Below are 12341 nucleotides of genomic sequence, written 5' to 3' on the forward strand. Positions count from 1 at the left end.
CAACGCAAGCTAGCGGAGGGTGCGCCCGAAAATTCGTGTGAATGTTTGGTGTCACCTGAGGACGCGCATCGCATTGAGGATGACGGCAATGTCGATGGCTTCCTGCGTCAAGGCGCCCGCGACGGGCGGCAGGAAGCCGAAGGCCGCGACGACCATGGCGGCGATGGAAAGCCCGAGGCCGACGAGAACGCTCTGCATGGCGATCATTCTTGCCCTGCGGGCAATCGTCATCGCATCGCCAAGGCGTGAAAGACGGTCGACGAGAAGCACCACGTCGGCCGTTTCCGACGAAGCCGCGGTACCATGGACACCAAGCGCGACGCCCACGTTGGCCCGCGCCAGCGCCGGCGCGTCGTTGACCCCGTCGCCGACCATGATCACCGGTCCGTTCTGCTGCTCGCGCTCCACCAGCCGCAGCTTGTCCTCCGGCTGCATGGCGCCGTGGGCGACGTCGACATCGAGCGACTGCCTGACGTCGGCGACAACCGCCTCATGATCGCCGGAGGCAAGGACGATCCGGCGGATGCCGCCCCGCCGGAAGCTTGCCAGCGTTTCCACCGCATCGTCGCGAAGCTCGTCGGCAAGGGCGATGACGCCGGCAAAGCGGTTGTCGACCGCCACCGCGACGATGGCCGTTCCGGCCGGCAGGGTGGCCGCGACATCCTCGGGCATGTCGTCGATATGGTCGCGGACGAAATCCCGCCCGCCAAGTACGACCGATCGGCCCGCGACATGTCCCGTCAGGCCGGACCCGGCGACTTCCTCGACGTCGGTCGGGGTGACGAGATCAAGGCCGGCCTCGTCCGCCGCCGCAATGAGCGCCTTGGCGACAATGTGGTGCGAAGCCTGGTCGAGCGAGGCGGCAAGCTGCAGGAGGTCGTCCTGGCTGAAGCCCGGTTCCGGACGGATCTCGCGAAGCCGCACCATTCCGATGGTGAGGGTCCCCGTCTTGTCGAGAATGGCCGTCTTGAGGTTGGAAAGGGCTTCCAGCGCGCCGGCCGTCTTGATCAGGACGCCGATGCTCGCGGCCCGGGACATGCCCGAGATGATGGCGATGGGAAGGGCCAGGATCAGCGGGCAGGGGGTTGCCACCACGAGAACGGCAAGGGCCCGCATGCGATCGCCGGAAAGCCCCCAGGCAAGCCCGGCGACGACCAGCGTCAGAAGAAGAAACCAGATGGCATAGCGGTCGGCGATGCGCGAACTCGGCGCCTTGCTGGCGCGGGCCTGCTCGACGAGGCGAACGATCGAGGCGTAGGCACTGTCCGCGGCAGCCTTGGTCGCGGTCATGGTGAAGGCATTGCCGATGTTGGTCGCGCCGCTCAGTACCGCCATGCCGGAATTCAGCGTGACGGGGAGGCTTTCTCCCGTCAGGGGCGACGTGTCGAGGACGGCGGTCTGATCCGCCAGCAAGCCGTCGGCGGGCACGACTTCGCCGTGACGCACGTAAATTTGATCGCCAGGTTGCAGCACCTCGATGGGTGTCTCCACCATGCGTTCGCCAGCGATTTTCAGGGCTGTTCGAGCAACGTGACCGATGAGGGCGGTCATTTCCCGGGTGGCGCGCCCTTCCGCAAGGCTTTCCAACTGTTCGCCGCCTGCATACATTAACGCTACCACATTGGCGGCCAGCGGTTCCCCGAATGCCAGTGCCGTCCCCATCGACAAAGCTGCGATCAGATCGAGCCCGACGTCTCCGCGTCTGAGTGTGACCACGATATCGATCGCAAGGGCCACAAGTACAGGTAGCGTTCCCGCTGCCCACGATCCTGCTGCCACGTCCGGCCGGCCGATGAGCCACGCGATGGCTCCCGAAACCGCGCCGACGGTTGCCAGTATCAAGACGATCAGTCGATAGGGGATGGCTGGACCGGTGGGGTTTGGCTGCACGTTTTTGACATCGTCTCTGGTTGCGCCGGTCATCGGTCGCCTGGCGTTCGAGCTATTCTAAGTCACTAGCACAGCGAGGGATATGACGGGAAAGACGGACCCATTGATGAAGACAACAAAGACAGTGCCTGAAAGGCCATCGGGAGGATCGATGCTTTTGTGATGCGCGGCATCGCAAGATCCGATCTGTCCGGCGTGCAAGCCCCAATAAGCCGACAACAACATGGCTCATTCGCGCGGGACCGGAACGATCTTGGTCAACGAATGTTTGACAAGTGCGCTGGAATGCAGCTTGCATGGTTGTGAGGCAAACTTCCTCTGCCATCGGCTTTTCAACGAGTGGGCTGGCAAAGTATGACGTTATCGGAACGATTGCTCTCCCAAGTGGTTCACGCTTTCGTCGAGCGTGGACAATTGACTGTCGAATTGCCGGGCGGCCGCCTGATCAAGGCGGGCGACGGCGGCGAACCCAAGGTCCACGTCCGGATCAATGACAAGAGGGCCGTCTGGTTTCTCGTCTTCGATCCGGAAATGGCGCTCGGCGAACTCTACATGAATCGCCGGCTGGAGGTTCTCGAAGGCACGATCGACGATCTGCTCTATCTGTGTCTTTCCACGAGTGGCGGTGATCGCAATCGCCTGATCTTCCAGGCGCCGGTCCGGCTGCGCAGGTGGCTGCGCAAGCTGACGAGTTGGAACTCCATCGGCCGGTCGCGCAGCAATGTCGCTCATCACTACGATCTCGACGAGCGCTTCTACCGCCTCTTTCTCGACCGGGACATGCAGTATTCCTGCGCCTACTTCGAGACCCCCAACGATTCCCTCGAAACGGCGCAACTGACGAAGAAGCGCCATATCACGGCCAAGCTGGCGCTCACGTCCGGCATGAGGGTGCTGGATATCGGCTGCGGCTGGGGAGGCCTCGCGCTTTATCTCAGCACCATCGGCCAGGCCGGCTTCGTCAAGGGGATCACCCTGTCTCAGGAGCAGCTTGCCGTCGCGAGGCAGCGAGCGGAGGAGCAGAACCTGGAGACGGTGTCCTTCGAACTGGAGGACTACCGCCACACGCAGGGAAGCTTCGACCGCATCGTCTCGGTCGGCATGTTCGAGCACGTCGGCCCGGCGCAATACAACACCTTCTTCCGCTCGGCCTCGAACCTTCTGTCGGAAAGCGGCGTGATGCTGGTCCACACCATCGGCCGGACGGGCACGCCCGACACCACCAATCCCTGGCTGACCAAGTATATTTTCCCCGGCGGCCATCTTCCGACGCTCTCCGAGATTGTCCCGGCGGTCGAAAAATCCGGCTTGCAGGTCACCGACATCGAGGTCCTGCGGCTGCACTACGCCGAGACGCTGAAGGCCTGGAGAGATCGCTTCATGGCGACATGGAACGAGGCGAAGGCCTATTACGACGAGCGTTTCTGCCGCATGTGGGAGTTCTATCTCGCGATCGCGGAAGCATCGTTCCGATATGAGGACCTCGTCGTCTTCCAGATGCAGTTCACGAAGAATAACGGCGTCCTGCCGGTGACGCGCGACTACATCGCGGGCGGCGAAGAGGCGCTTCAGAAGAACGAGATCGCGCTCTTCGGCAACGACACCCAGGGTCCGAGTATCGCCTCGGCAACGTGAGCTGCGGTCACCACACTGGCGGGGCTTGCCGTCTCCGTTCGACACGGGGCCGGCAAGCTCGTTGGCGCGACTGAGCCCGTGCCCGTCCCGCGCGGCCAAAACGCTTCTGCCCTGACGGGGTCTGTCACCGTTCGCGGGCCGTCCTGTTCCTGCGCCTTGGAGCGGCGGCGGCCGGTTTCGGCTTGGCTGGCACGGTTTGGACGGATGGCGCCCTGAGCCAGCGGACAATCTTGGGCCAGACCTCGCGGAGCATCTTCTGCCCCATCATCAGGCTGAGATGGTTGCCCGGCGCGATTGCCTTGGCGATCTTCTCCCCGGGCGTGCCGACCAGATGTTCCGTGGCGAAGATCTGTTCCCTGGCCACGGTGTCGTCCTGCCCGGCTGCAAGCATGTAGACCGGCGACCTGACGGCGCCGAGATCGATTGTCCTGCCGAGGGCGACGAAACTGCCGCCCACGAGCTGATTTTCGTGAAAGATCCGATGCACGACATCGAGATAGTAGGCGCCGGGAAGATTGATGGGTGACCGGTTCCACGCCGCATAGGCGTCAAGGGCGAGCTCGGCATCGTCGGAAGACCCCGCCTCGCCGATCTGCAGCGATTGCCGGGCAACGGCCGCCTCATCCTCATGCGCGGACCAGAAGGCATGCACATCCTCGCCGAGCACCAGCCCGTCCTCATGGTTGACGAACTCTTCGAACACATGCAGGGGCACGGAGGCGGCAAGCGCGGAAAACCTCGATGATCCTGCCTGAAGGTCGATCGGCGCGCCGGCAAGAACGATCCGCCGCACCTTGCCAGGAAAGCGCGCCGCATAGATGAGGCCGAGCCAGCCGCCCTGACAAAGGCCGACGAGATCGACCGGCGTGCCGACGCTGTCGACGAGGACATTGAGATCGGCCAGGCAGTCGTCGATCGTCCGGTAGCGCATGGACCTGGTTGCCGAGTGCCAGTCCACCAGAAACAGTCGGGCCAGCCCCTCGTCGCGCAGTGTGGCCATCAGGCTGTGGCCGGGCGCGATGTCGGCGACAGCCGCATTGTGCAGGGAGTAGGGCGCCAGGACGAGGGTCGGAATGACGCCCGGAGAGGGGCTCTCGGTTGCCGGCTCGTCCGGCGTCGTGCCTGAGAAATCGCGCAACGTGACCGCATCGAGTTGAAGCGCGATCCGTTGCTCGCTCGCCCATTGGGGCTCCTGTCCGCCGGCAGGCTGCCCCCGGTCGTTCAGGCCGGTCATCCCGCGCCACATCGAGGACATCATCGCCTGTCCGGTCAGCATGGGCAGGCCGAAGGCGAGAAAGGCCAGATCGAAGGGGGACTTGCCGGCCATGGTGCCGCCTTTCATCTGCAGGAAAGGGATCCTTTCCGCTGGTTAACCATTGTGCAAGGTCCGTAAAAGCCCTGACGGCATTTCGGCATCATCTTTGGACCGGACATCGTCACCCGGAGAGCGGCGACTGCAAATCAGGATTTCGGCATCGGTGCCCGCCTTGCGGTCAGCGTCGCCATCTGCGTCGGGGGCACGACGGCCGCCGGCTTCAAGCCTTGCGGTTTCTCTGCGCCTTTGACCGCTTACGGGCGCGTGCCCCGCCGGCCAGTTCCACCAGTTCGCTGGTGATCGCATCCTGGCGCAGCAGGCGTGATTTGGCCGTGAGGTCGGAGAGCGTGTCGTCGACCGACTGGCGCGCTGCGATCATCGCCGCGACGCGGGCCTCGTTTTCCGCCGCAAAGGACAGGATCACCGCCTCGCAGAGTTCCGCGAACATATACTCGGCGGAAAGCTTCGACAGGAGGGCGTCGGCGGCAAGCGTCGTCAGGGGAGGGTTCTCCTGCCGCACGGGCGGAAAGCGGCTGTAGTCGAAGGGCACAAGACGCCGTTTGACGATATCGGACGCACCGGAATGGCTGGGCATCGCATAGACGACGCTCACGCTTTCCAGATGGCCGAGGCCGAAACGGCGCAGGAGTTCGCCCATGATCCTGTTGGCGAGCGCCGCGGCCTGATCGACGCGGGCGATCATCGGCGCCTGCCAGTCCGGCCGCACGTCCCGTTCGGCCGCCGCCATCAGGCCACGGTCGCCGATCAGCAGCAGCGCGGTGTCGTGCCTGTGGGCGAAGTCGAGGAGCGTCAGCGCTTGCTCGAGAACCCGTTCGCTGAAGCTGCCGGCAAATCCCTGTTCGGCGGTGAAGGCGATCACGGCATGGCGTCCGCCCGGCCGCCCGTCCTCGTGCGGCGACAGCGGACGGGCGTCGGGCAGCGCATCCGCCTCGCCAAGGGCCAGCGCATGCGCGATGCCGTGGCCGACCATGGCCGAGTAGGCGCGAATGCCGTCGAGCTGCTGGCGCGCTTCGTGGCTGCGCACGGCGGCGATACCGCGCATGGCCGTGATGATGGCCGAGAGCTGGTGCGTCGTCGCGATCCGCCGCTCGACGCCGGCAAGCCGGTCGCTCATGGCGTCCCGCCTTCGGATGGCGCCGTCCCGGTGAGCCGGGCGCAAAGCTCCCGAACCGCCGCAAGGAAGGCGGCACGGCATTCGTCATCGAGCAGACCGGAGGTCGTCACCCGGCTGACTGCTTCGCCCGCATGCGCGTCAAGGAAGCTCGGCAGCGAGCGCCGCAGGGCGTTGATCGCGGCAATCGGCAACGGGTCCAGAAGACCCTCGCCGAGACCGGCGAGCAGGGCTACCTGGTCGACGAGGCGCAGGCTGGCAAAGCGCGGCTGGGTCAGGAGGGCCCGGATCCGCTGGCCGCGCGCGATCTGCGCCTTGACGCGCGTGTCGGACAGGCCGCCGAAGCGGGTGAACATCTCCAGCTCCAGAAACTGGGAATAGTCGAGCCGTACGCGGCCGGACACATCGCGCAGCGCCTTTTTCTGGGCCTTGCCGCCGACACGGCTGACGGATAGGCCGACGTCCACCGCCGGTCTCTGGTTGGCGGCGAAGAGATCGGCCGAGAGCACGATCTGCCCGTCGGTGATGGAGATGAGATTGGTCGGGATATAGGCGGACAGGTTTGCGGCGTCGGTCTCGGCAATTGGCAGGGCGGTCAGCGATCCGCCGCCGCGCTCCGGCGAGAGCCTGGCCGCGCGCTCCAGCAGCCGCGCATGAAGATAGAAGATGTCGCCGGGATAAGCCTCGCGGCCCGGCGGCTCATTGGTGAGCAGCGCCAGCTCCCGGTGCGTTGCCGCGTGCTTGCTCAGATCGTCGACGATGATGAGCGCGTCCTGGCCCCGGTCGCGGAAATATTCGGCCATGGTGAAACCGGCGAAAGGCGCCATCCATTGCAGGCCCGGAGCGCTGGCCGCCTGCGCCACCACGAAGATGCAGCGTTCGGGCGCGCCATGCGCCTGAACGGCTTCGATCACCCGGTCGACGGCGGTCGCGCGTTGGCCGACGGCGACATAGACGCAGACGACGTCGGTCGATTTCTGGTTGATCATTGCCTCGACGGCGATCGACGTCTTGCCGGTGGCCCGGTCGCCGACGATGAGTTCGCGCTGACCACGGCCGAGGGCAAAGAGGCTGTCGACGACGAGAACGCCGGTTTCCATGGGCTCGGAAACGAGGTCGCGCTCGATGATGGCAGGAGCCGGGCGCTCGATCGGCTCGAACTGACTTGCGGCGATAGCCTCGTCGCGGTCGAGCGGGCGGCCGAGCGGGTCGACGACCCGCCCGAGCAGTTCCGGGCCGACGGGCACGTGCAGGACATGGCCGCTCGCCGTTACGCTGGAGCCGGCGCCAACGTTCACGCCCTCGTCGAGCAGCACGACGGACATCGTTGCCCGGTCGAGGGAAAGGACGAAGCCGGAAACATCATTCTCGAAAGTCAGTACCTCGCCGAGTTTGGCCTCGGGCAGGCCGGATACGGTGGCAATGCCGTCGCCGATCTGCTCCACCCGGCCGACGCTTGCCGCCGACGAGCCGAGGGTGATCGAATCGAGGCGTTCGAGCTTGCGGTCGAGCCAGTCGCTGTCGACGCCGACGGGCGCGGGATCGCTCATCTTGTCTCGGCCTCCTGGTCCTGGAATTCGGCGAGAATCCTGTCCAGATCGCCCCTGAGGCTGTTGCGGATCACGGCGTGCTGCGCCTCGACCTCAAGCCCGGCGATGACATCGGGATCGACGACCGGATCGAGAGCGGGCGCATGGCCGAGCACCTCGCCAATTGCCGCAGTGATTGCCGCCGTCTCCTCCTCGGTGAGCGGCCGGGCAACATGCAGCCGGAGCGGCGCATCCATGCCTGCAAGGTCGGCCCGGGTAGTTTCGGGCAGTTCGGCAATCGCTTTCGCAAGTCCTTCGGCAAAGCCCGTGACTTTCGAGGCGTCGGGCAGGCGCGACACCAGACGCCGCGCAATGGCAACGGCAAGCTGCGTCGCCTGCCGGGAGACCTCCTTGGCCGCCTCCTGCTTCTGGCGGTCGATGATGCTGGCGGCGGCCGACCGCATGTCTTCGATCTCGGCTTCAGCCTTGGCGACTAGGCTTTGGCGAGCCTCGTCGGCGTCCTGCCTCGAAGCGGCCAGCAGGCGCTCGTGCTCGGCGGCAAGGTTGCTCCGCTCCGCTGCGATGGCCGTCCTGTCCGCCTCCGCCGCCTGCTTGAGCGCTTCAGCTTCCTCAACGATTTTTCGCGCGGCAGCCTGCCGGTCCGCAATCACCTTCGCGACTGGCTTGAACAGGAATCGGGACAGAATCCAGATGAGGATGAGCGCATTGATAAGCTGAAGCGCGAGGGTCCACCAGTCGATCTGCATCGGGCTTTACGCGCCTTATTGGACGAAGGGGTTGGCAAAAAGCAGCAGCAGCGCGACGACGAGACAGTAGATCGCAGTCGTCTCGATCATCGCGAGGCCGACGAAAAGCGTGCGCGAGATTGTGCCGGCCGCTTCCGGCTGGCGGGCGATGGCGTCCATCGCGGCCGCGACGGCACGTCCTTCCGCAAGAGCTGGCCCCAGCGCGCCGAAAGACACGGCAAAGGCGGCCGCGAGGATGCTGGCGATGTCGATGACGTTCATGAAGGACTCCGGTCGGTTGAAGGGGAAGGGGCCTTGTGCGCCTCGCTGACGGCGGCGCCGATGAAGACCGTGGCAAGCACCGCGAAGATGTAGGCCTGGACGGCGCCGGTGAGCAGATCGAGCGCCATCAACGGGATCGGCACGAAAAGCCCGGCGAGCGACAGCACGATGGCGATGATGAAGGCGCCGCTCATGACGTTGCCGAAGAGGCGGACGAGCAGCGAAAAGGTCCGCGTGAACTGCTCGATGATGTTGAGCGGGATCATGAACAGCGTCGGTTCGGCAAAGGTCTTGAGATAGCCCTTGAGCCCCGCCGTACGGATTCCGAAGGCGATGGAGGCGACAAAAACGATGAGCGCAAGGGCGGCGTCGGTTTCGAGGCGGGCGGTCGGCGGTTCGACGCCCGGAAGCAGCGACGACCAGTTGGCAATCAGGATGTAGAGGAAGATCGAGCCGATCAGCCCTCGAAACGGCGCCGGGTCGCTTTGCGTCGTGTCGCGGATCTGGCTGTCGACGACACTGACGAGAAGCTCAAGCACCGCCTGCATTCGCGAGGGGGCATCGAGCGAGAGACGGCGCGTCAGCAGATAACTGCCCAAGCCGAATACGGCCATGATCGCCCAGGTCACGATGACCGGCTCGGTGATGATGGCCGGCCCGATCTGGAAGAGCGGCTTGATGGCAAGCGGCGAGTCGATCATGCCGTCGTTCCCCTCCGGCGCAGGACAATCATGCGCGCCACGGTGATGCCGATTGCCGAGGAAATGAGGGCGGTCGCGCCGAGCAGGGCCATCAGCACAAGCCCGCCGGCGAGCAGAAGAAAGCGCAACAGTTGCAGGACGAGCGCGCGTCCGGCACGCCCTTCGGCAAAACAGTCGACCGTCCAGGTGAGCGAACCGAAATAGGCCAGCCCGACAAGCAGCCCGAAGACGCCTCCTATCGCGAGGCCTGCGGCAAGCGGCAGTTCGGGCAGGATTGCGGGCAGGGTCAGCATTGTCGTGGGCTCCTCACGAGCGGTTCATCCAGCGCCAGCCGGACCAGAGCCCGACGGCGGCGCCGACCATGATCAAAGCGGCGGAAAAGGTGATGCCGCCATCGACGGCGACGTCGATCAGGTGGCCGATGTAGAGCCCGATGAGGATCGGCATGATCGTGATCCAGCCGAGCGCCCCGATCTGGCCGAGCCGGGCGCCAAGGGACGGCTCCGGCGCCTCGATCCCGGCCTTGCGACGGGCGGCATCGCGCTCCGCCGCGCTCTCCACGGGATCGTGTTCCCTTGGTGCGTCCGGCTCGCTCATGGCGCGGGCTTCCAGTCTTCGGCGGGCTCCTCCAACTGGCGCATGAGCTGTCGTACCGCGCGGGCGTGCATGCGCGTGTCCTCGACCCGGGTCCGCCGGTCGGCATCGAGATTGGCCTCGCGCATCCGCAGGACGTCCTCCCGCAGACGGTCGAGATCGGTGCCGATCACGCCTTCCCGGCAGGCAATGGCCACGTCGCGCCCGTTGGTGACGGTCATCACGCCGCCGCTGTGGGCGCAATAGCGAAGCATTCCTTCGCTGTCCCGCCAGCGCAACACGGACGGCTCCAGCACGGTGAGGAGGTCGGCGTGGCCTGGCAGCAGGCCGAAGCTGCCGCTGGCGTCTTCGGCGCGCACGGCGGCAATGTCGTCGCTGTCGATGAGAACCGTGGCGGGCGTCGTCACGCGCAGGTGCAGTCTGTCGCTCATGACATGGCCGCCTTCTCGGGCGGATGCGCCTTGCGGTCGGCGTCTTCCTTGGCGTGTGCCTCGTCGAGCGTGCCGACCATGTAGAACGAGGACTCGCGCCAGTCGTCGCAGTCTCCGTCGAGGATCGACTTGCAGCCGGCCAGCGTGTCGGCAATCGGGACCGACCGGCCCGGCAGCCCAGTGAAGGCTTCGGTCACGGAAAAAGGCTGCGTCAGAAAACGTTGCAGCCGCCGCGCCCGCCCGACCAGCCGGCGGTCCTCGACGCCGAGTTCCTCGATACCGAGAAGGGAAATGACGTCCTGAAGTTCGCGGTAATGCTCGATCACGCGCCGGACTTCGGTGGCGATCCGGGCATGTTCCTCGCCGACGATCAGGGGATCGAGCAGCACGGAGGTCGAGGCGATCGGGTCGACGGCCGGATAGATGCCTTCCGCCGCCATGGCCCGCGAGAGCACCACCATGCTGTCCACATGAGAGGCAATCGCGGTGACGGCAGGATCGGTGAAATCGTCGGCCGGCACATAGACGGCCTCGATGGCCGTCACGGCGGCGCCCGCGACGGAAGCAATGCGCTCCTGCAGGGCGGCGACTTCGGTGGCCAGCGTCGGCTGGTAGCCGACGCGCGAGGGCAGCCGTCCGAGCAGGCCGGAGACCTCGGCGCCGGCCTGGACGAAGCGAAAGACGTTGTCCATCAGCAGCAACACGTTGCGGTGCTGCTCGTCGCGGAAATACTCCGCGATCGTCAGCGCCGTCAGCGGAACGCGCCAGCGCGCGCCGGGCGGCTCGTTCATCTGGCCGTAGACGAGCACGGTGTCGCCGAGGACACCCGATTCCGTCATGTCGTTCAGCATCTCGTGGCCTTCGCGCGAGCGCTCGCCGACACCGGCAAAGACCGAAAGACCCTGGTAGCCGGCCACCATGGCGTGGATGAGTTCCATCACCAGAACGGTCTTGCCGACGCCGGCCCCGCCGAACATCGCCGCCTTGCCGCCTTGCGCGATCGGGCAGAGAAGATCGATGACCTTGATGCCGGTGGTGAAGAGGTCGGCGACGCCGGTCTGCTGGTTGAGCGGCGGCGGCGCGCGATGGATCGGACGGCGCGGCGTCTCCGGACCAAGGGGAGGGGCCTTGTCGCCGGTCCGGCCCGTGACGTCGAGAAGCCGGCCGAGAACGGCATCGCCGACCGGCACCTCGACCGGTCCGCCAATCGGACGCACGGTCATGCCGCGTCCAAGGCCTGTCGTCGCGTGCAGGGCCAGCGCGCGCACGCTGGTCTCATCCAGGTGGGCCTGAACCTCGGCCATCACCTTGAGGCCGTCCTCGCCCTCGATCTCCAGCGCATCCTCGATGGCGGGCAGGGCACCCGCCGGAAAGGCAACGTCCAGCACGGCCCCGCGAAGGGCGATCACCGTTCCTGTCGCCATGTCTGGACTGGCCGTGTCTGGACTGGCCGTGCCGCTGCCTGCCATCCGCGCCTTCCACTTTCGCTCGGGTCATCGAGGCTGCCGTCATCCGGCTGATAGTTGACGAATGATAGGAGATTTCAAAGCGGATGCATTGATTTCGATCATAAGGAAACCGACCTATATTGCGCTGCATCAAGGCGCCTTGTGCGGTGCGCTGCTAATGCGGCCCGGCTCATCCTCTCGCGATCCTCCCCCAGGAAAGGATGCCTTCATGACCAATTCGACGCCGCAAAGCCTGATCATCGAAAACCGGACCTTCGACGAGATCAAGCTCGGCGACAACGCCTCGATCTCCCGCACCATCTCGGCCGAGGACATTCAGCTTTTTGCCGTGGTCTCCGGCGACGTCAATCCGGCCCATCTCGACCCGGAGTATGCCGAAACGGACATGTTTCATCGGGTGATCGCCCACGGCATGCTGGGCGCGGGTCTGATCTCCAGCGTCCTCGGCACCATCCTGCCCGGCCCGGGCACGATCTACCTCGGCCAGGACCTGAAATTCCTCGCCCCGGTCGACATCGGCGATACGATCACCGCCACCGTGACGGTCACCGGCAGGGACGGTGACAAGGGCGACCTCGTGCTCGACTGCCTGTGCACCAACCAGAAAGGCAGGACGG

At 65.6% G+C, this 12341-nt stretch carries 12 protein-coding genes and 1 pseudogene; 2 read left to right on the forward strand and 11 right to left on the reverse strand.

The features are described 5' to 3' along the window. Positions 1–51: 51 nt before the first annotated feature. The gene (locus HDIA_RS07960; RefSeq protein WP_245884199.1) at positions 52–1890 is read right to left on the reverse strand and encodes a heavy metal translocating P-type ATPase; all 1839 of its coding nucleotides are present in this window, start codon (positions 1888–1890) and stop codon (positions 52–54) included. A gap of 414 nt (positions 1891–2304) precedes the next feature. Here HDIA_RS07960 and HDIA_RS07965 point away from each other — a divergent pair, with 414 nt between their 5' ends. Continuing rightward, a complete protein-coding gene (locus HDIA_RS07965; RefSeq protein ID WP_245884200.1) occupies positions 2305–3525 on the forward strand; it encodes an SAM-dependent methyltransferase in 1221 nt (406 codons plus the stop codon). A 124-nt stretch (positions 3526–3649) separates the two neighbouring features. On the opposite strand, the gene HDIA_RS07970 is transcribed toward HDIA_RS07965, so the two are convergent. From HDIA_RS07970 to atpD, 10 genes are all read right to left on the reverse strand, one after another. After that, positions 3650–4852, reverse strand: a complete 1203-nt coding sequence (locus tag HDIA_RS07970) for an alpha/beta fold hydrolase (RefSeq protein ID WP_245884201.1) — start codon at positions 4850–4852, stop codon at positions 3650–3652. Between the two features lie 208 nt (positions 4853–5060). Continuing rightward, the gene (locus tag HDIA_RS07975) at positions 5061–5975 is read right to left on the reverse strand and encodes a F0F1 ATP synthase subunit gamma (RefSeq protein WP_099555687.1); all 915 of its coding nucleotides are present in this window, start codon (positions 5973–5975) and stop codon (positions 5061–5063) included. Next, positions 5972–7522: a F0F1 ATP synthase subunit alpha gene (locus HDIA_RS07980; protein ID WP_099555688.1), complete on the reverse strand. Its 1551-nt coding sequence runs from the start codon at positions 7520–7522 to the stop codon at positions 5972–5974. The genes HDIA_RS07975 and HDIA_RS07980 overlap by 4 nt, the downstream gene beginning before the upstream one ends. Then, positions 7519–8268 carry a F0F1 ATP synthase subunit delta gene (locus HDIA_RS07985; RefSeq protein ID WP_099555689.1) on the reverse strand — a complete coding sequence of 250 codons (750 nt, stop codon included), beginning with the start codon at positions 8266–8268 and terminating at the stop codon, positions 7519–7521. Before HDIA_RS07985 ends, HDIA_RS07980 begins: the two co-directional genes overlap by 4 nt. 15 nt (positions 8269–8283) lie before the next feature. Further along, on the reverse strand, positions 8284–8529 hold the full coding sequence (locus HDIA_RS07990; RefSeq protein ID WP_099555690.1) for a F0F1 ATP synthase subunit C: 246 nt from the start codon (positions 8527–8529) through the stop codon (positions 8284–8286). Beyond that, positions 8526–9230, reverse strand: coding sequence for a F0F1 ATP synthase subunit A (locus HDIA_RS07995; RefSeq protein WP_099555691.1), 705 nt, complete (start codon positions 9228–9230; stop codon positions 8526–8528). The genes HDIA_RS07990 and HDIA_RS07995 overlap by 4 nt, the downstream gene beginning before the upstream one ends. Then, complete coding sequence (locus HDIA_RS08000) at positions 9227–9523, reverse strand: N-ATPase subunit AtpR (RefSeq protein WP_099555692.1); 297 nt, start codon at positions 9521–9523, stop codon at positions 9227–9229. Before HDIA_RS08000 ends, HDIA_RS07995 begins: the two co-directional genes overlap by 4 nt. 13 nt (positions 9524–9536) lie before the next feature. Then, positions 9537–9827 (reverse strand): AtpZ/AtpI family protein, encoded by a 291-nt coding sequence (locus HDIA_RS08005; protein WP_099555693.1) that lies wholly within the window; start codon positions 9825–9827, stop codon positions 9537–9539. After that, the gene (locus HDIA_RS08010) at positions 9824–10255 is read right to left on the reverse strand and encodes a F0F1 ATP synthase subunit epsilon (protein ID WP_099555694.1); all 432 of its coding nucleotides are present in this window, start codon (positions 10253–10255) and stop codon (positions 9824–9826) included. The genes HDIA_RS08005 and HDIA_RS08010 overlap by 4 nt, the downstream gene beginning before the upstream one ends. Then, on the reverse strand, positions 10252–11679 hold the full coding sequence (gene atpD, locus HDIA_RS08015; RefSeq protein ID WP_099558772.1) for a F0F1 ATP synthase subunit beta: 1428 nt from the start codon (positions 11677–11679) through the stop codon (positions 10252–10254). The genes HDIA_RS08010 and atpD overlap by 4 nt, the downstream gene beginning before the upstream one ends. 253 nt (positions 11680–11932) lie before the next feature. On the opposite strand from atpD, the pseudogene HDIA_RS25835 reads away from it, so the two are divergent. Next, positions 11933–12331 (forward strand): annotated as a pseudogene (locus tag HDIA_RS25835) (MaoC/PaaZ C-terminal domain-containing protein); the annotation flags it as partial. Between the last annotated feature and the right edge of the window lie 10 nt (positions 12332–12341).

Source organism: Hartmannibacter diazotrophicus (assembly GCF_900231165.1).
Classification (GTDB): domain Bacteria; phylum Pseudomonadota; class Alphaproteobacteria; order Rhizobiales; family Pleomorphomonadaceae; genus Hartmannibacter; species Hartmannibacter diazotrophicus.